The sequence below is a fragment of the Flavobacterium sp. PL11 genome (genome assembly GCF_035985025.1).
GTDB lineage: Bacteria > Bacteroidota > Bacteroidia > Flavobacteriales > Flavobacteriaceae > Flavobacterium.
The window spans coordinates 1-19,381 of record NZ_JAXCIA010000008.1 but is presented as its reverse complement, the minus strand read 5'-3'; the positions used below and the strand labels follow the sequence as shown (position 1 = coordinate 19,381).

23 protein-coding genes and 1 pseudogene are annotated in these 19,381 nt (G+C 30.7%); 14 read left to right on the top strand and 10 right to left on the bottom strand.

The genetic code is table 11. The annotated features are described in order from the left end of the window. Positions 1-20: 20 nt before the first annotated feature. Entirely contained in the window at positions 21-572 is a 552-nt protein-coding gene (locus RCH18_RS06000) for a DUF3575 domain-containing protein (protein ID WP_326935845.1), read from the top strand. 4 nt (positions 573-576) lie between these two features. Here RCH18_RS06000 and RCH18_RS05995 read toward each other — a convergent pair whose 3' ends face one another. Beyond that, a complete protein-coding gene (locus RCH18_RS05995; RefSeq protein WP_326935844.1) occupies positions 577-807 on the bottom strand; it encodes a VF530 family protein in 231 nt (76 codons plus the stop codon). A 47-nt stretch (positions 808-854) separates the two neighbouring features. On the opposite strand from RCH18_RS05995, the gene RCH18_RS05990 reads away from it, so the two are divergent. Beyond that, entirely contained in the window at positions 855-1,334 is a 480-nt protein-coding gene (locus RCH18_RS05990) for a SixA phosphatase family protein (protein WP_326935843.1), read from the top strand. A 109-nt stretch (positions 1,335-1,443) separates the two neighbouring features. Then, positions 1,444-1,896 (top strand): SsrA-binding protein SmpB, encoded by a 453-nt coding sequence (gene smpB, locus RCH18_RS05985; protein WP_210646322.1) that lies wholly within the window; start codon positions 1,444-1,446, stop codon positions 1,894-1,896. A gap of 93 nt (positions 1,897-1,989) precedes the next feature. Here the strand turns inward: smpB and RCH18_RS05980 are convergent, their stop codons facing one another. Beyond that, a complete protein-coding gene (locus RCH18_RS05980) occupies positions 1,990-2,631 on the bottom strand; it encodes a protein-L-isoaspartate(D-aspartate) O-methyltransferase (protein WP_326935842.1) in 642 nt (213 codons plus the stop codon). A gap of 153 nt (positions 2,632-2,784) precedes the next feature. On the opposite strand from RCH18_RS05980, the gene RCH18_RS05975 reads away from it, so the two are divergent. From RCH18_RS05975 to RCH18_RS05945, 7 genes are all read left to right on the top strand, one after another. After that, entirely contained in the window at positions 2,785-3,750 is a 966-nt protein-coding gene (locus RCH18_RS05975) for a Gfo/Idh/MocA family protein (protein ID WP_326935841.1), read from the top strand. Between the two features lie 76 nt (positions 3,751-3,826). Then, a complete protein-coding gene (locus RCH18_RS05970; RefSeq protein WP_326935840.1) occupies positions 3,827-4,714 on the top strand; it encodes a 3-hydroxyacyl-CoA dehydrogenase family protein in 888 nt (295 codons plus the stop codon). An 80-nt stretch (positions 4,715-4,794) separates the two neighbouring features. After that, positions 4,795-5,475: a YggS family pyridoxal phosphate-dependent enzyme gene (locus RCH18_RS05965; RefSeq protein ID WP_326935839.1), complete on the top strand. Its 681-nt coding sequence runs from the start codon at positions 4,795-4,797 to the stop codon at positions 5,473-5,475. Positions 5,476-5,535: 60 nt separating this feature from the next. Continuing rightward, entirely contained in the window at positions 5,536-6,897 is a 1,362-nt protein-coding gene (locus RCH18_RS05960; protein WP_326935838.1) for an exonuclease domain-containing protein, read from the top strand. A 25-nt stretch (positions 6,898-6,922) separates the two neighbouring features. After that, on the top strand, positions 6,923-7,753 hold the full coding sequence (locus tag RCH18_RS05955; protein WP_326935837.1) for an ion transporter: 831 nt from the start codon (positions 6,923-6,925) through the stop codon (positions 7,751-7,753). A gap of 58 nt (positions 7,754-7,811) precedes the next feature. Then, positions 7,812-8,741 (top strand): tRNA (adenosine(37)-N6)-dimethylallyltransferase MiaA, encoded by a 930-nt coding sequence (gene miaA, locus RCH18_RS05950; protein ID WP_326935836.1) that lies wholly within the window; start codon positions 7,812-7,814, stop codon positions 8,739-8,741. Positions 8,742-8,771: 30 nt separating this feature from the next. Beyond that, on the top strand, positions 8,772-9,512 hold the full coding sequence (locus RCH18_RS05945; protein WP_326935835.1) for an acyl-[acyl-carrier-protein] thioesterase: 741 nt from the start codon (positions 8,772-8,774) through the stop codon (positions 9,510-9,512). Positions 9,513-9,784: 272 nt separating this feature from the next. Here the strand turns inward: RCH18_RS05945 and RCH18_RS05940 are convergent, their stop codons facing one another. From RCH18_RS05940 to RCH18_RS05920, 5 genes are all read right to left on the bottom strand, one after another. Next, positions 9,785-10,627, bottom strand: a complete 843-nt coding sequence (locus RCH18_RS05940; protein ID WP_326935834.1) for a DUF2911 domain-containing protein — start codon at positions 10,625-10,627, stop codon at positions 9,785-9,787. Positions 10,628-10,682: 55 nt separating this feature from the next. Continuing rightward, positions 10,683-11,357, bottom strand: coding sequence for an HAD family hydrolase (locus RCH18_RS05935; RefSeq protein ID WP_326935833.1), 675 nt, complete (start codon positions 11,355-11,357; stop codon positions 10,683-10,685). Between the two features lie 449 nt (positions 11,358-11,806). Continuing rightward, positions 11,807-12,523 (bottom strand): tRNA threonylcarbamoyladenosine dehydratase, encoded by a 717-nt coding sequence (locus tag RCH18_RS05930; protein WP_326935832.1) that lies wholly within the window; start codon positions 12,521-12,523, stop codon positions 11,807-11,809. A gap of 43 nt (positions 12,524-12,566) precedes the next feature. Continuing rightward, positions 12,567-13,220, bottom strand: a complete 654-nt coding sequence (locus tag RCH18_RS05925; RefSeq protein WP_326935831.1) for a TatD family hydrolase — start codon at positions 13,218-13,220, stop codon at positions 12,567-12,569. Next, positions 13,220-13,822 carry a DUF1684 domain-containing protein gene (locus tag RCH18_RS05920; RefSeq protein WP_326935830.1) on the bottom strand — a complete coding sequence of 201 codons (603 nt, stop codon included), beginning with the start codon at positions 13,820-13,822 and terminating at the stop codon, positions 13,220-13,222. Before RCH18_RS05920 ends, RCH18_RS05925 begins: the two co-directional genes overlap by 1 nt. A gap of 271 nt (positions 13,823-14,093) precedes the next feature. Here RCH18_RS05920 and RCH18_RS05915 point away from each other — a divergent pair, with 271 nt between their 5' ends. The 3 genes and pseudogenes from RCH18_RS05915 (at position 14,094) to RCH18_RS05905 (ending at position 15,881) form a co-directional block, all read left to right on the top strand. Beyond that, the gene (locus RCH18_RS05915) at positions 14,094-15,308 is read left to right on the top strand and encodes an MDR family MFS transporter (protein WP_326935829.1); all 1,215 of its coding nucleotides are present in this window, start codon (positions 14,094-14,096) and stop codon (positions 15,306-15,308) included. Positions 15,309-15,616: 308 nt separating this feature from the next. Beyond that, positions 15,617-15,770: pseudogene (locus tag RCH18_RS05910) on the top strand (BlaI/MecI/CopY family transcriptional regulator); the annotation flags it as partial. 21 nt (positions 15,771-15,791) lie between these two features. Next, positions 15,792-15,881: an ATP-binding protein gene (locus tag RCH18_RS05905; RefSeq protein WP_326935938.1), complete on the top strand. Its 90-nt coding sequence runs from the start codon at positions 15,792-15,794 to the stop codon at positions 15,879-15,881. Between the two features lie 121 nt (positions 15,882-16,002). On the opposite strand, the gene RCH18_RS05900 is transcribed toward RCH18_RS05905, so the two are convergent. From RCH18_RS05900 to RCH18_RS16125, 3 genes are all read right to left on the bottom strand, one after another. Continuing rightward, a complete protein-coding gene (locus RCH18_RS05900) occupies positions 16,003-17,334 on the bottom strand; it encodes a hypothetical protein (RefSeq protein WP_326935828.1) in 1,332 nt (443 codons plus the stop codon). Between the two features lie 159 nt (positions 17,335-17,493). Next, positions 17,494-18,588 carry a carboxypeptidase-like regulatory domain-containing protein gene (locus RCH18_RS05895; RefSeq protein WP_326935827.1) on the bottom strand — a complete coding sequence of 365 codons (1,095 nt, stop codon included), beginning with the start codon at positions 18,586-18,588 and terminating at the stop codon, positions 17,494-17,496. 53 nt (positions 18,589-18,641) lie between these two features. Beyond that, the gene (locus RCH18_RS16125) at positions 18,642-19,037 is read right to left on the bottom strand and encodes a GLPGLI family protein (protein ID WP_442788149.1); all 396 of its coding nucleotides are present in this window, start codon (positions 19,035-19,037) and stop codon (positions 18,642-18,644) included. Positions 19,038-19,093: 56 nt separating this feature from the next. Between RCH18_RS16125 and RCH18_RS05890 the strand changes: the two genes are divergently transcribed. Continuing rightward, positions 19,094-19,381, top strand: a 288-nt coding sequence (locus RCH18_RS05890; RefSeq protein WP_326935826.1) for a transposase, incomplete at its 3' end; no start/stop codon positions are given.

The following is a 19,381-nucleotide window of genomic DNA, read 5'->3' as shown; positions in this document are numbered from 1 at the left end:
ATTTTCACAGTTTATTTATTATGAAAAGATCATTACTTCTTTTTTTTACCTTTTTTACTATTTTTGTTCAAAGTCAAACTTATGTTAAAGTGAATGCATTAACTACTTTACTTACTATTCCAAATGTTGGTATAGAAACAAGCTTAGGAGCTAAGTCAACATTTAACTTCGATATATTAGCATCGCCATGGCGCTCTGTAAATGGAAAACCTAAAGAGTTTTATACTTTAATTCCAGAATATCGATATCATTTTCAAGAGAAATACAATGGTTTTTATGCTGGAGCTCATATAGGTATGACTTTATTTAATTTACAAAAATGGAATTATCTAAATAGTGATCGCTATGAAAAAGGATTTGGTTACGTTATAGGCGCAACTATTGGTTATCAACATAAAATTAATGATCGCTTTATGCTTGATTGTTTTTTAGGAGGTGGAAATCAACAAGGATTTTATCATGGCTATGAATTAACTACAGGTGAACGTTTTGATGGAGCGCAAAATTGGAATAAAAGTGGCGAATGGTTGCCTTACCGTGGTGGTGTTATGGTGTCCTACAAATTAAATTAGAACATTATTGTTTTAATTTAGACAAAGATTTTAAATATAATTCTTCTATTCTTTTTCTAGCCCAGTCTGTTTTTCTTAAAAAAGTCAGTGAAGATTTAAGACTTGGATTGTCAGTAAAGCATTTAATTTTAATAAGTTTACCTAACGTATCAAATCCATAATAATCTACTAATTGCTCTAAAATTGTTGCTAAAGTAATACCGTGAAGAGGGTCTTTTGATTTTGGATTTTCCATAACGCAAATATATAAAATCGAATTTATTATTCTTCAAATTTAAATACATGAAAAAAATTTTTATAATTCTGACCTTTTTTATTTTTCAACTAAGTATTGGACAGAATATAACTACCTATTATTTTATTCGTCATGCGGAGAAAATAGATGATTCTAAAAATCCAGATTTATCTAATACTGGTTTAGAACGAGCAAAATCATGGAATCAATTGTTTTCTCAGATAAAATTTGATGTAATATATTCTACAGATTACAATAGGACATTACAAACTGTAGAACCAATCGCAATTAGTCAAAATATAAAGACAACCATATACGATCCTAAAACCGTTGATATTAATAAATTTATAAAAAAAAATCTAGGTAAAAAAGTATTGATTGTAGGTCACAGCAACACGATTCCTAAATTTATAAACCAAATTATTGATCAAGAGGTTTATAAAGATATAGAGGATAATACCTTTGGAAATCTTTATATTGTTCATATTTTTCAAAACGAGATAAGTCACCAACTATTAAAATTATAAAATTTCATAAAATAAGAGAGTATAATGTATTCAAGATTTTATTTTCCGATTTAGATTATCAAAAAAGATTCATAAGTACTATTTTTATATTTTTATATACCTTTGCCGAATGCTAAAAACAATAAACATATTTAATAAAAGAGCCAAATTCGATTACGAAATAATTGAAACCTTTACTGCTGGAATTGTCTTAGCAGGTACCGAAATTAAATCTATTCGATTAGGTAAAGCAAATATCACAGAAAGTTTTTGCGAATTTAGTAATAATGAACTTTTTGCTATCAATACCTATATAGAAGAGTACACTTTTGGTAATCAATTTAACCACAAAGCACGAAGTGAACGCAAATTACTTTTAAAGAAAAAAGAATTAAAAGGTTTATTAAAAAGCGTTCAAGCAAAAGGATTAACCATTGTTCCTCTTAAATTATTTACCAATGAAAAAGGATTGGCTAAATTACAGATTGGTTTATGTAAAGGAAAGAAAACCTATGATAAACGAGAATCTTTAAAAGAACAAGATACTAAAAGAGATCTTGATAGGATAAAAAAGGCTTTTTAATGCAATAATCAATTAATTACCATATAAACTGAAATATAATTAAAAAAGTCAGGCAAAAAATTTTGATCTTTTACGGTCATCACAATATATATTCTAATTCTTATTTTCCAGTAAAGGAACAAATCGGAATTCTCCAAATTCATGTTTTTCAAACTGTGTGTCATTCACTCTAATGAGCAATGTCATAATTTGAACTTCTTCCCCTAACGGAATTACAAGCCTACCTCCTACTTTTAGTTGCGCCATCAAAGGCTGTGGAATAAATGGAGCTCCTGCCGTAACAATAATACTATCAAATGGTGCATAACTTGGTAACCCTTTATATCCATCTCCAAAAGATAAATGCTTTGGTCGAATATTTATTTTTGGAAACAAATTAGCCGCTTCTTTGAACAATTCTTTTTGTCTTTCTATACTAAAAACTTTGGCACCCATAGTACACAAAACAGCAGTTTGATAACCGGAACCTGTTCCTATTTCTAATATTTTATGATCTTTTTTAACTTCTAATAACTGCGATTGAAAAGCAACGGTATAAGGTTGTGAAATAGTTTGTCCTGCTTTTATAGGAAAAGCTTTATCTTCATAGGCGTGTCCCTGAAACCCGGACTGCAAGAATAAGTGTCTTGGTATTTTTTTTATTGCTTCCAAAACACTTTTATCAGTAATCCCTTTTTGTTTTAGAATGCTTACTAACTGATTCCGAAGTCCTTGATGTTTTGCTGTATCTTCCAAAATTGAATATTGTTTTTGGGCAAAAATAGCGGTAAAAACGGCAATAAACAAGTATCAAATTCTGGATCTTTTTATTACCAATATTATAGAATTAGGTATTTTAAAAAATTGATTTTTAATTTTTATTCCTATTTTTGTATAAAGAACATTATTATGCTGAAAATTGGAGTTTTGGGTGCTGGTCACTTAGGAAAAATACATTTACGTTTATTACAACAGTCCGATAAATACGAATTAGTGGGCTTTTACGATCCAAATCAAGAAAATGCAGAGAAAATTGCTAAAGAATTTGGATATAAACATTTTAACACCATTGCTACTCTTATCCATGCTGTTGATGTAATTGATATTGTCACCCCAACGCTTTCACATTATAAATGTGCAAAAGTGGCTATCAAATCAGGCAAACATGTATTTATAGAAAAGCCAATTTCAAATACAATTGAAGAAGCAGATGAAATCATTGCTTTGGCCAAAGAATATAATGTAAAAGGTCAAGTAGGTCATGTTGAAAGATTTAATCCTGCCTTTATCGCTACCAAAGATATGATTGAAAACCCTATGTTTATTGAAGCGCATCGACTTGCTGAATTTAATCCTCGTGGTACTGATGTTCCTGTAGTGTTAGACTTGATGATTCATGACATTGATGCTATCTTAAGTGTCGTAAATTCAAAAGTAAAGAATATTAGCGCCAGTGGTGTTTCTGTTATTAGCGACACTCCAGATATTGCAAATGCGCGGATTGAATTTGAAAATGGTTGTGTTGCAAATCTAACAGCGAGTAGAATTTCAATGAAAAATATGCGTAAGTCTCGTTTTTTCCAAAAAGATGCTTATATATCGGTTGATTTCTTAGAAAAAAGATGTGAAGTAGTTAAGATGAAAGATGCGCCTGAAATTCCCGGCGATTTTGATATGATCTTGCAAAATGCAGAAGGTGTGAAAAAGCAAATCTACTTTTCAAATCCTGATGTTGAACAAAACAATGCCATTCTTGATGAATTGGAATCATTTGCGAATGCGATAAATACTAATACCACTCCTGTGGTAACATTAGAAAACGCTACAGAAGCGTTACGAGTAGCCTACCAAATTATAGATTGTTTCAAGAAATAAAAAAGTCCAATACTATATTTGATGTATTAGGAAACTAAAACTTGAAACAATAAACTTTAAACAGAAAAAAAACAGAATGAAAACAATAGCTGTAATTGGAGCGGGAACAATGGGTAATGGGATCGCTCATACTTTTGCGCAAAGCGGTTTTACCGTAAAATTAATTGATGTATCTGAAAAATCTTTGGATAAAGGGATGAACACTATCGCTGCTAATCTTGATCGAATGGTCTCTAAAGGAACAATAACTCAAGAAGATAAAGCAAAAACGATAACTAATATAATCACCTACACCGATATAAAAGATGGAGTTGTGGGAGCAGATTTAGTGGTTGAAGCCGCTACCGAAAATGTCGAACTTAAACTTAACATATTTAAGCAATTAAATGAGGCTTGTTCTGATAACACTATTTTAGCGACTAATACTTCTTCCATTTCAATAACTCAAATTGGAGCTACAGTATCGCATCCGGAACGAGTTATTGGAATGCATTTTATGAATCCAGTTCCTATTATGAAACTCGTTGAAATCATTCGTGGTTATAACACATCGGATGAAGTGACTAAAATAATTATGGACTTATCTGAAAAGTTAGGAAAAACTCCAGTTGAAGTAAATGATTATCCAGGATTTGTTGCTAATAGAATTTTGATGCCCATGATCAATGAAGCCATAGAAACCTTATACAATAAAGTTGCTGGTGTTTATGAAATTGACACGGTAATGAAATTGGGGATGGGACATCCTATGGGACCGTTGCAATTAGCTGATTTTATAGGATTAGACGTATGTTTAGCCATTTTGAATGTGATGTATGATGGCTATAAAAATCCAAAATATGCACCTTGTCCATTATTAGTCAATATGGTTCGAGCAGGAAAAATGGGTGTAAAATCAGGTGAAGGTTTTTATGATTACTCCGAAAATAAAAAGGCTGAAAAGATTTCAAAACAGTTTTCTTAAAAATTAAGGCTATAAAAAATCTAAGTCAAATATTGAATATGAACTATTTACAATATCACAAAATAAATTAAAAAACAACAATGTCTATTCAAACCAAACTAGAATCCATTAAATCATCATTACCTTCAAAGATAACATTAGTTGCAGTATCTAAAACGAAACCTGTCTCTGATTTGATGCAAGCCTATGAAATAGGTCAACGTATTTTTGGTGAAAATAAAATCCAAGAAATGGCTGAAAAATGGGAGACTATGCCTAAAGATATACAATGGCACATGATAGGTCATGTACAAACTAATAAAGTGAAGTTTATGGCTCCATTTGTGAGCTTAGTTCACGGCGTGGACAGTTTAAAACTATTGCAAGAAATTAATAAGCAAGCTAAAAAAAACAATCGTGTCATTGATTGTTTGTTGCAAATTCATATTGCAGAAGAGGAGACTAAATTTGGTCTTGATGATGATGAATTAAATTCGCTTCTTTCTTCGGATGATTTGGTTCAAATGGAGAATATTAGAATTACTGGACTAATGGGAATGGCTACTTTCACAGAAAACCAAAACCAAGTAGAAAAAGAATTTCAACATTTGAAATCTATTTATGATAGGATAAAGTTATCAAATAACGCAAATTGCCAAATAGATACATTATCGATGGGAATGTCTGGGGATTACCAACTTGCAATTGACTGTGGAAGTACTATGATTCGAATAGGAAGTAGTATCTTTAGCGCACGAACTCCTGAAGGAGAAACAAAATAATATGAAAAAAAATATTTTTATTAACAATTACAATTTTCCCCTTTTGGGGCATGGGGGCTTATGTACGCAATACTTGACATAGAAACCACTGGAGGTCAATTTAACGAAGAAGGAATTACTGAGATCGCAATTTATAAATTTGATGGGCATGAAATAGTGGATCAATTTATTAGTTTAGTGAATCCTGAAATTCCTATTCAGCCATTTGTTGTAAAACTTACTGGAATAAATAATGAAATGTTACGCTCGGCACCAAAGTTTTTTGAAGTAGCTAAGCGTATTATTGAAATAACTAATGATTGTATTGTGGTTGCTCACAACGCCTCTTTTGATTATAGAATATTAAGAACTGAATTTCGTAGATTAGGTTATACTTTTCAAGCTAAGACGTTATGTACAGTTGAATTATCAAAGAAATTACTACCAGAACAACCCTCACACAGTTTAGGGAAATTAGTACGAGCTCTTGGAATTCCTATGTCTGATAGACACAGAGCTAGTGGAGATGCGCTAGCTACAATTAAACTTTTTAAAATACTATTAGAAAAAGATTTAGAAAAATCAATAGTAAAAGATCTGATTAAACTTGAAATAGAAAAAGGAATCACACCTAAATTATTAGATATAATTTCACATTTGCCCTCTACAACAGGAGTTTATTATATTCATAACGAAAAAGGTAATCTAATATACATTGGCAAAAGCCGAAATATTAGAAAACGCTTAAATCAACATTTTACAGGTACATCAGCTAAATGTAAAAAAATTCAGTCACAAGTTTTTGCGGTGACTTATGAAGAAACGGGAAGTGAATTGATCGCACTTTTAAAAGAAAGTCAAGAAATAAAAATTAATAAACCTATTCTGAATAGAGCACAGCGTAAAAGCATTTTTCAGCTAGCATTGTATGCTGAAAAGGATGATAAAGGATATATAAATCTTAAACTACAAAAAGCAGACGGTAGAAAAAGAGAAATAACATCTTTTACTTCTATCCAAGAAGGCAAAAACGCTTTGTTTAATATAACAGCTCATTATAATTTATGCCAAAGATTGAATGGTTTATACCAAAGTAAGACCAATTGTTTTCAATACTCTATCAAGGAATGCGATGGTGCTTGTATGGGTTTAGAGTCTCCAGAAGTATATAATGCAAGGGTAAATGAGTTTATCGAAAAAAACAGCTTTGAAAACCAAAGTATGATTTTACTAGATAGAGGTAGAAATATTAGTGAACGATCAGCTGTTTTAATAGAAAATGGGATTTATAAAGGCTACGCTTTTTATGATTTGAATTACCAAGTCAATAATATTGATATTCTACGAAATATAATTATTCCAATGCAAAACAATCGAGATACTAAAAATATTATAAAGGGACAATTGAGGAAAAGTAAAACAATAAAAACTTTAAATTTTTAATAGAATAGGATCAAATCACTGATTAATGGAAAAAATAAAGTCGAAATTTGACATATTTAGACAAAAAGTAAATATCATTATCTACGGGACAAATACCGTCTCCGGAAGATTATTTGATTTGGTTTTGTTGGGTGTAATATTGACTAGCGTCATAGCTGTGATGCTTGAAACAGTTCAAGGATTTGATGTAAAATACCACAAGGAACTTATAATAATTGAATGGATAATCACCATTTTTTTTACAATCGAATATATCCTTCGGATCATATCAATTAAGAAACCCATTAAATACATTTTTAGTTTTTATGGAATTGTGGATTTATTGGCTACGCTACCCATGTATTTATCACTGTTTTATTTGGGTACGAGTGTATTGACCGTTTTAAGAGCAGTTCGACTACTTCGATTATTCAAAATTTTAAAGTATAAACAATTTACAAATCAGTCTATTAATTTAAAGGAAGCTTTAGCGGCTAGTAAAGGGAAAATCCTAATATTTATGTATTTTATGCTTGTTAGTAGTGTAATAATTGGCTCGTTGATGTATGTAGTGGAAGGAAAAGCAGGCGGATTTACAAGTATTCCTATTAGCATTTACTGGACAATTGTAACTTTAACAACGGTAGGCTATGGCGATATTTCGCCTATTACACCATTAGGTCAAGCCATTGCATCATTTGTAATGATTATGGGTTATGGAATTATTGCCGTTCCTACTGGCATTGTCTCTGCAGAGTTTGCAAGTTATACAGGAAATAAAACACCTCCTAAAAATAGTAACACATGTCCCCATTGCGGTGCAGAAGGACATGAATCAAATGCAAAATTTTGCTATCGTTGTGGCGGACAACTTTAAATAGAACAAATAGGTGTATTCAGCCAATTTAAATTTACCATCATACGTTAATACCACTATGAAATATTTAATTACCATTGTTGGACCGACTGCTATAGGAAAAACATCTTTGAGTGTAGAACTCGCTAATTATTTTAATTGTGAAATCATATCTTGCGATAGCAGACAGTTTTACAAAGAAATGAAAATTGGTACTGCCACTCCTTCTGATTCTGAATTAGAGGCAGCAACACATCATTTTGTTCAAAATAAATCTATTTTTGAAAACTATACAGTAGGAGATTTTGAGAAAGAAGCCATCACTAAATTAGAAGAATTATTTTTAAAAAATGATTTTGCAATAGTCGTGGGTGGATCAGGGTTATATGTTGATGCTATATTAAAAGGATTTGATGAATTTCCTGAAGTTAATCCTATAATTCGTCAGCAGATAAATTCTAATTATGAGAAATTAGGTATTGAGTATTTACAACAGCAACTAAAAGTATTAGATCCAAGTTATTTCGAAGCTTTAGCTGTTAATAATCCGCAAACATTACAAAATCCGCAGCGTATGATGCGATTTGTAGAGGTTTGTACAGGTTGTGGAAAACCCTATTCGTCGTTTTTAAACCAGAAACAAAACAGTCGAAACTTTATTCCTATTTTAATAGGCTTAGATGCTGAAAGAGAAATAATATACAATCGAATTAATAGTCGTGTAGATAGTATGATAAACGAGGGTTTACTGGAAGAGGCAAGAAATCTTTTTCAATATAAGGATCTTAACGCGTTGCAAACAGTAGGCTATAGAGAATTGTTTCGCTTTATGGATGGAGAAATTTCATTAGATTTTGCAATTGACGAAATTAAGAAAAATACAAGACGTTTTTCTAAACGACAGTTAACTTGGTTTAAACGAAATCACAATATTAGATGGTTTGATTATAAAACTGCTGTAGATGGCATTATCTCTTATGTCAATTTAAAAAAACAAAGTGCTGTCTAAATTTTTATAAAATAATAATACTCGTAATCTATGTCAATAGCTTCAAATTTCACGTCAATTTTAAGTAAAGACTGGGAAATCAATTTTACGCAATGTGCGCCAAATGGTTATTTAAAATATACTGAATTATGCAATATGCTTCAGCTAACGGCCGCTGCTCATTCAGAAACTGGTGGTATCAGTTTTACTGACATGCAGGAATTTGATCAAGCATGGGTATTGAGTCGAATACGGGTTGAAATTCAGCAATTACCACAATCAGGTGATACTGTAACCGTAAAAACATGGATTAATTCTTTAGAAAATTCTCGCTCCATTCGTGCATTAGAAATGTATTTGAATGGTAAAAAAATAGTGGGTTCTGAAACTTTTTGGGCTGTATTTAATACTAAAAGACGGCGACCAGAAGCTTTGGCTTTGCCCTTTTCACATTTTGAATTATATCCCGAAAATAGAGCAACCGCTATTGCCATGTCAAAAATTGATGTCAAGCATGATAAAGAAATTAAATTTGAAAAAACGATCTCTTTATCAGATTTAGATATTGTAAATCATGTCAATAATGTTAAGTATCTAGAATGGTGTATCGATTTAATTGATGTCAATTTAATTCTAAAACAACAATTAGAAAGTTTTGAGATGAATTTTTTAAAAGAATTATCATTAAGAGATACAGTATCAATTCATGAAAATATATCAAAAAGTAAAACTGTTTTTTCCATAACGAAGGAAGATAAAAATTGCTTTGCTTTACTATTGAATTGGAAATAAATCAGCATACATGATAATATTATTTTTCAAATAATGTAACTCTAATATAAATGCCCTTAAAAAGTTTTAAACTTTCTAAGGGCATTTTTTTTGATAAAATGGTATTTTCTAACTTTTTAAAATATGTGAATTTGTCATATTTAAAGCTATAAGGATATTGAATACATTTTAGTTTTTGATAAAAAAATACTCAATTAAAAGTCAATAATCGTTAAGTCAATATCATAATTTTAATGATGATGACTAATTGAGAATTATTTGTAAATAATTTATTATTTTGACCACTCAGCAATACTATCTTTATTCATCTTAACGTAATCTTGATTTTTAGCTGTTTCTGCTGCTGCAAGTGAAGCTTTAGCAGTATCGATTGCTCCTTTTTTATCACCTAATTTTGCCTGAATTAAAGATTTTAATCTGTTATACCAAAAAGGTTTATCTTTTGACATATCCAGTGACTTATTGATGTATTCTAATGCTTTTGCATTATCACCATTAGATTGAAATAAAAATTGCGAAGCAGCAAAATAATCACCTGCCGCAGGACCTGCTAATCCTCTTTCAATATTTGCAGTTGCTTTCTTTTGAGTTGGAACTTCAAATTTTACAGCAGCGTAGGAATTTTCCCAATAAATTTCTAAATAAGCAAAATTGTTATCTACATTGCTTAGTCCAATTGTAAAAGTCTCTACACTTTTATTTGAAGTTTCAGGTTTTACAGTTGTTTTAAGGGCAATATTTTCCTCTTTCCATTCTTCTGGATTACCCCAGTTATCAGTGGTTTTGTAAAAAATGATTTCCCAACTTTCAATTTTAGGAATAGTGTATAAAGAATATTTTCCTTTTTTTAAAGTTTTCCCATCAATAATCACATCATCACTAAAAGATACTGTTGTGTTTTCATTGGCGCCAGTTCTCCATAATTTCCCAAACGGAATTAAATTGCCAAAAACGACTCTTCCTCTCGCACTTGGTCTTGAATAATTAATCTCAACATCAGTTAACCCAACAGGCTGCATGATTGTTGCTTTAGGACTTGATTGAGGCGTTTTAATTTGTGCTTCAATAGTAAAATTTGCTAGCATGATCGCTAATACAATTATTATTTTTCTCATTTTTAGTTGGTTTTTTTATGATCGTCAAAAATACTGATTCGCTATTTTATTATTGTTAATTACTTCTTAAATTAGAATGCATAAACTTGACCTTATTACAATCTAATTCATTAAAGTGATTGATAACAATATCAGCTTCTGATAAGTCTTGTGCTTCTGAATGAATACTATTATACCCCACACAAAAAATTCCTGCAGCTTTTGCCGCTTTTATACCATTTGTACTGTCTTCAATGACAATACAATTTTGCTTAGGAGCAATTGATAAGCTGGCAGCATAATTAAATATGGCAGGATCTGGTTTTGACTTTGGAAAATCTTCACCGCTTATCAAATGAGTAAAATATTGATGTAAATTAAACCTAGTAAAAACACGTTCTATCGTTACTTTTGATGCCGACGAAGCAAGTATTAACTGAATTTTGTTTTCATATAAATCTTTAATTAGTTTTTCTACACCATCGAGTAATTTTAAGTCAGCTTTGCTATCGAAAGCCTCATTAAATATCGTTCTTTTCCTCCGTATTAAATCTTCTACATCATGCTCAATAGTAAACAGTTCTTTTAATTTCTGAAAAGTATTGCGAGTAGAAAAACCGGTGAAAGAAGTGTATATTTCCTCAGTGACATGAATATCTAACTCTTTAAATTGTTTAAAATAAGCGTAGCGATGCACTGGTTCTGTATCCACAATGACGCCATCCATGTCAAAAATTACTGTTTGTATCATTTTTTTTTGTTAGAGGGTTATTTGTTTAATTGTTTAATTGCTTGATTGTTTAATTGTTTAATTGCTTAATTGTTTAATTGTTTAATTGTTTAATTGGTTAATCCTTTGTAGGGTTTAATGTTCAAATAATTTAACGATAATTTACCGATAATGTACTTAAGGGTTTACTTGCAAATAGGTTAGTTATAAATTTGTGAATATTGAAAATTCACTTTAAACCATCAATCATTGACCATTCACCACTACAAGCTAATCACTAATGACCATTCACTAACCACGAATCAAGAATCACCAATCACCAATCACGAATCACCAATCACCAATCACGAATCACGAATCACGAATCACCAATCACCAATCACCAATCACCAATCACCAATCACCAATCACCAATCACCAATCACCAATCACGAATCACGAATCACCAATCACCAATCACCAATCACGAATCACTCTTTCCTTACCAAATAGCGAATCACTGTCTCCGCTGCATAAAGCCCGAACAAGCAAGGCATATAACTATTTGTCCCATAAAATGACTTTTTATAATTAGAACCATCCGTCATTTTTAAACTCGCTTCATCTTGAATTTCCGATGAGAAAACGACTTTTAGTTTATCAATTTTCACCTCTTTTAAACGTTTACGAATTGTTTTTGCCAAAAAGCAGTTCTGCGTATTTCCAATATCAGCTACCTTGACTTTTGAAGCATCAACTTTGCCGCCAGCTCCCATACAACTAATGATTTTTACTCTTTTTCGCTTTGCCCCAATAATCAAATTCAATTTTGGCGTTACGCTGTCAATGCAATCTAAAACATAATCAAAATCCTCTGAAACAATTTCAAAAGCACGCTCTGGTGAAAGAAATTCAGTTATCCGAGTTAGATTTAATTCTGGATTGATATCCATTATTCGATCGCCAACTAAAGTAACTTTAGATAAACCTACGGTAGAATGTAAAGCTATTAATTGCCTGTTTATATTGGTAATATCAACAACATCGCCATCTACAATTGTCATATTGCCTATTCCAGCTCTTACTAAAAATTCCGCTGCAAATGAACCCACTCCTCCCAGTCCTACAACTAAAACATTCGCATTTTTTAAATTATCTATTCCTTCTTTTTTGAAAAGAAGTTCACTTCTCTCTAACCACTTTGTCATTAATATTATTTTAAATTTAAAAGATTATTAAATAAATTATTATTTAGTATTCCTTTTTAAATACATCTACAAAATTTCTATTTATTAACTGCTTCATTTCCTTAACTGATATTCCTTTGTATTTTGCCGCTAATTGATAAACGGTTTCAATTCCCTCTTCAGCTATATCCGTTTCTAAAAAAATTCTATTGGCAGGAACCCTTTTAAAAACCTCCTCCAATTCTGGATTTCGCAATAAGTATTTCCCAAACGAAATATAAAAACCATTTGAAATTAACTGATTTGCCACTTGGCTATTTTTAGAGAATCCATGAATGATCATTGGAACTGAAATATTTAATCTTTTTTTAGTTTCAATAACTTCTTGAAAAGCTGCTACACAATGAATGACGACTGGCTTGTTGTGTTTTTGAGCTAAAAGCAATTGTCTTTCAAAAACAATTTGCTGTAACTCCATATCAACTTCAATCCTTTTATCGAGTCCACACTCACCTATTGCTAAACAATTAGGCTCTAATAATTTAGATTCGATTATAGCAAGATCAGCATTGACCCTATCTTTGACAATATACCAGGGATGAATCCCAATGGAATAACAGGGAAATGCAACATCAAAATCCTGAGGATATTGATTGACTAAATCTAAAACATTAGCTTGATTTGTAGATTTGTGTGTATGTACATTAAAGAATTCCATTATTCGTGAAATTTTTTAACACCTGCTTTTATTTCAATATTCAAATCATTTTCTAGCGGAACAATAGGGCAGGAATATTTATAATTGTAAGCGCAATACGGATTGTATGAAGTATTAAAGTCAATGGCAAGGGTATCTCCTTTTGGTATTTCTAAATCAATATACTTCCCTCCTATATAACTTTCTTTGCCAGATGTCAAATCAAAGAAAGGTAAGAACAAATGATTCTTATATTTCTTTTGTTTTGAAAGCGCAATATTTCGATATACATTCAATTTAAAATCTGATTCATTGATTGTAAAATAAACTTCGCCGTATTTGACATACATTGGTTTTCTATCAGTGGTCGTTTTCATTTCAAAAGGTTTCTCCTTTTTTGTACGCACAAATTTAGCAACCACAAAAAAAGTTTCATCAGCGGGATAAAAATCTAAACTTTTAAAATTAGCTAAATCTTCGGCTAGTAGCGGACTTGTTTTAGCATTAGCATATTCTGCGTTTAAGTCGTTTTGGAATTTAGTAACCGCAACCGAATCAAATTGCTGTTGGCCAAAACAGAAGGTTAAAGGTGTAAAAAAAATAAAAAGCAGTAGCATTCTCATTTTGAAATTTTTATGCAAAAATAGTTTAAAGTTTACAAGGGCACAAAATTATGACGGCAAACTTAGGTTGAAAAACTGCTTGACAACGTCATCATTTTTTTTACAAATTTAAAAAAAATCAGGATGAAAGTTCTAATCCTAAGCCCAGATCGTTCCAAAATGTCGGGAGATATCCTTTTATTTTTTTTCAAAAAAAAATAAAAGATTGTAGCGAATAGCTGGAAATTGCTCCTAAAAAACGTTGTAAATTTGCAGCACAGAAATACAACTTATGTTCAAAACCGCTTTTCAACGTTACATCAATAATTACCGAGGATTTACCAGAGAAATCTGGATTTTAACTTTAATTACGTTTATCAACAGGGCGGGAACGATGGTTTTACCGTTTTTATCAAAATATTTAAAAGAAGATTTGAATTTTTCATACGAACAAGTGGGCTGGATCATGGTTTGTTTTGGTTTTGGCTCCATGTTAGGTTCGTGGCTAGGCGGTAAACTTTCGGACAAAATAGGATTTTACAAAATAATGGTTTTCAGTCTATTTACCAGCGGATTGCTATTGTTTGCCGTACAATATGTACGTACTTTCTGGGGATTATGTTTTGCCATGTTTGCCATTATGACTGTTGCTGATATGTTTCGCCCGGCCATGTATGTGTCGTTAGGCACTTATGCCAAACCTGAAAACCGCACTAGAGCGCTTACTCTCGTTAGACTTGCTGTAAATTTAGGATTTACCGCTGGACCCGCTTTAGGAGGATTAATCATTATGAATTTAGGATATAGCGGACTCTTTTGGGTCGATGGCGCTTCTTGTATTGTATCAATTTTAATTTTTACATTACTTGTAAAAGAGCGAAAAAAACCAGCGGATTTGACTGTTTCAGAGACTGTGACCGAAATTCCAGCTTCCGTTTTCACCGATAAAGTATTCTGGATTTTTCTATTTGTATGTTTTATCACGGCCGTGCTTTTCTTTCAGCTTTTTACTACATTGCCGTTGTACCACAACGAAAAATTTGGTCTGACTGAATTGCAAAGTGGTCTTTTATTATCACTAAACGGCCTGCTAATTTTCTTTTTTGAAATGCCAATTGTAAGCATTAGCCAGCGCAAAAACATCGACAAACTTAAAATTATTCTTTGGGGTTGTTTGCTAATGTCTATCAGTTTCTATGTTCTATTAATCAATGTTTGGGCAGGAATGCTAATTGTAAGTATCCTTTTTATCACTTTTGGAGAAATGTTTATCTTCCCATTCTCCAATTCTTTTGCATTAAGTAGAGCACCAAAAGGTCATGAAGGACGTTATATGGCTTTGTTCACAATGAGTTTCAGTTTAGCGCATATCGCCAGTTCAAAAACGGGACTGGAAATTATAGCCAACTTTGGGTACCAAACCAACTGGTTCGTGATGGGAACACTGGGAATACTCTCGGTTGCGGGTTGTATTTGGTTACAGAAACTCGTTAAAGCCGAACAATAATAATTATTATTTGGGCGTGACCCCATTGAAAAAAGGGGCTAAGCAACTAGTAAGTTACTTAGCCCCTTTTTTCAGTGCAGTCGGGCTATACGTTACAATCTTTTTATTGCTCACGCAAAAAAAGGATTTTCACTGCTATCCCTCACGCGCTCAAATTTTCATAAGAACTTTTACGTTCTTTACTGACTAATAATTTCTAAATACTCAATCTTTTTTGTAAGGATATAATTGTGAGTTTGTCCTTCGTCTACTTTCAGGATGACAAAATAAATAGCTTTAGAAAATTAACTAACAAAGAACAGGAAATTATGCACATATTATGGAAGATCAAAAAAGCTTTTGTAAAAAGAAATACTTGCATAAATCCGTGAGGATGAACCACATTATAATACCTTGTTAACTATCGTTCAAAATCTAGGAGAAAAAGGATTCGGTGACCATAATGCTTTTGGAAATACTTATTAATACTTACCTGTTGTTACTATTGAATCCTACTTAGATCGAATTATCCACTCGGCAATCTGCTTTGAACTCAAGGGAGAATCCATGAGAAAAAAAATGAAAAAACAGTAAAAATTTTCGTCTAATTTTAACTCAAGAAATGATCATCAAAACTACTATACACTCTGCTTCGGAATGAGGTGCACAGTTTCATCGGAATAATTAGTAGGGACTTCATAATTAACTGTTACATTTATTTAAATTTATATTCGATTCCAAAATTGATAAATCTACTAAAAACCGCGTTTTTATTCTCTGTAAAAATTACTTGATTAAAATCTTTTGTAATAAACTGATTCGCATTAAATAAATTTGAAAATGTTAAGCTGATGTTGATTTTATTAGTTCTTTTATTAATCGAAATATCTAAATTAGAAAAATTGTCTTTATTGATAAAGAAGTATACATTTCTATAAGTACTCATTACGATCAGAGATTTATTTAAAAAATTAGACTTCAAGGTTATACTATTACTAATAAACTCTAAGTTATTTTTAAAATCGCTTAAGTCGTTTTTAAAGATAAAATGGGAGTATTTTGAAAAATAATTAAAGTCAAAATTTCCTTTAAGTTTACTGTCGATTTTTAAACCTAACAAATATCGTTCAGAAAAATTTTCTCTGATTATATTTTCAAATATAAAGTTAGATTTATTGCTTAATAGTTCTGGTTCAAAAGTGATTTTAAACGGAAGTTTTTTAAAATTTTTTACAAAAGTTGTAGAAAATGCTGTGTAGCTATTATCTAATTGATTTGCTTGCTGTAATATAATATCATTTAAAAAAGATTGATTGTCAAGATTTCTCGCTTTTCCATGTAATATTGCAGAAGTTATTTCTACTTTAAATTCTTTAAAAATTTTGAAGTAAGCAATTGAATAAGTTTCATTATTTGTTGGTGTTAAACCCAAAGATTGCTTAAAAATGGTTTGAAAATTTGATAAATATAGACCGTTCAACGTTTTTTCTAATGGAAATTTACCAATATTATTTGATGCAATCAAGGTGAAATTTGATGTTTCATTTGATGAAAAAACAATGTTTACATTGTATTGAAAATAAGATGGTTTTGTAATGACATTTGGAATCTCAATTTTTGATAGTTCCATATTTGCGTTAAGTATAAACAACCCAATTGAATTTTGATAATTATACAATAATGAATTTGTGTTGTATGACAATTTTTGTCTGGGGTTCAAAAAATCAAAATTTGAATCTGTTGAATTACTTGATTTTTTTTCGTTTTGCAATGAATTCGACATATATTTATAACCAAAAAAGTGATTTCCGAAGTTGCTCTTTTGATTTATCTTTAACTCTGACACAAAATTACGTTCTGTATTACTATTTATTTGATTAAATGAAAATAGCGATTGTAATATTGATGAGCCAAAAAAATTGGCTACATTAAGATTGTCGGTTTGCAAATTATTATTCAATACATAATTCTCATCAGAAAAAGAAATGTTAGAAATTAAACCTGTTTTCTTGCTAAAAACGTACTCAAGTGAATTGTTAAAAAACATACTATTTGAATTATGTTTATTTTTAAAATCGTTTTGATTTTGTGAACGATTTAAATTGTCCAAATTATTTTCAAACCAAATATAATTTAGATCGGTTTTTAATTTTATTTTGTCCGATGTATGTTTAAGTTGTATTTTATTTTTTGAATTGTACTCCTTTTAAGTATTATTTAAATCTATATTGTTTATCAAATCATTGATATAGAATTGGTTTGTAAAACTTTGGTTTTTCATAAAATGATAGTTATTGAAACTACCAATAAACAAATCTGTTTTTTCGTCAATAACATAGTTTATTGAAATTCCTAAGATAGAATTATCGTTTTGAGTAAAATTATTAAATCCATATAACTCGTCACTTAAACCTTTCCGTTTTTTAACTTCATTGTAATCAATGGGTAAGGACATTATTTTTGCATTTGCTTCCTCGCCAATGTTCCGAATTTGCGCTAATGAAATTTTGTTATTTCCAAAATTTGTGTTTTCGCCAAAAGCCTGAATGTTTACTTTTTTATTAAGGGAAAATAAATTGGAATATCCCCCAAATTTCTCATTGTTTTGGTAACCAAAGTTTCCTTGAATATTCCCAAAAAATGATTTGTTTAAATCTTCCTTTAATTTTATGTCTAAAACTGCAAATTTGCCATCGTCTAGTAAACTTTCTTTTAGTTTGTTATTTTTTTCATCAAATCGAACCTCTATTTCTTTTATATCATTTGGCGATAAAGTTTGCGTTAATAATGCGCTTCCTAAATCCGAAACTTCTTTGCCATCAATAATTACTTTTCTGATAATTTTACCGTTAACTTCAATTTCGCCGTTGGCTTGAATTTTAAAGCCTTGAATTTTTGCTAGAACCTGTTCTAAATTGTTGTCGTAAACATCTTTCAGCTTGTCAATGTTATAAATTATGGTGTCTTTCTTTACAATTATTGGCGGTTTTGACACTATTTGTACTTCTTTGAGTTCAATAATTTCTGAACCGTTAAGCACAATTTCTAAACTAATTAGTTGCTTGGTATCTGTTCCAACAACAATGTTTTGATTGAACTTTTTATAACCAAATTTTCTGCCTTCTACTAAATAAATTCCCTCTAACAATTGTTTTTCCAGTTGAAAATTCCCGATACTATCTGATTTTGTGTACTCTATTATTTTGCTATTTTCGTATAAAATTACGTTAACACCAGCTAAAGATGAATTGTTTTCATCTTTAGCTGTACCTTTAATTGTGGTTTGACTATATGTATCCAATGATATTAGAGTGAAAACAATCAAAAAGAATATTTTGTTGCTATTCATTTTAATTAATTTTCTCTTGAATATAAAATTTCAAATTTATCAACTTTTGTTCCTTTTGTAATATCTTTTAGTAGTTCTTTGTTTTTAAAATCTATACTTTTTAATTTATATTTTGAATTAGAATTTTCATATTCAATTTCTAAAATTAGTCCCGGTAATCCAGCGTATCTTTCCGGACCAGCTGATAAAGGGATTTCGGTTGTAAACCAAGCAAATACTTTCCCGAAATAATAAGGGTCATTTTTATCAACCTCATAAGAATCAGAGCTTGCTTTTATAGCCTTATATCCATTAATTATTTTAGTTTCTTTTGTAATTACCCATTTAAAATCATTTTTCCATTCAGCCGTTATTAACTTTTTATTAATATTACGTTGTTCTCTAAATACAGCAGTATCCAGATTATAATTATTTTGAGGTGTGCTGATACTTACTTATCTTTTATTATATTTACGGTATGGAAAAGTTTACAGGAGAAAGTATTTTAGAATTCACAGATAAGTTTAAAACTGACTTAGATTGTTTGGAATATTTAGCTGAAATAAAGTGGCGAGAGGGTTTTAAATGTGTAAAATGTAACCATACAAAATTCACAATTAGGAAAAAGAATTTTGCAAGAGATTGTAATGCTTGCCACCATATTGAAAGTTCAATTGTGTCGACTATTTTTCATCGCGTTCGCTTTGGTTTACGTAAAGCCTTTGTAATTGTTTTTGAAATGAGTGCCACAACAAAAAGTTTATCA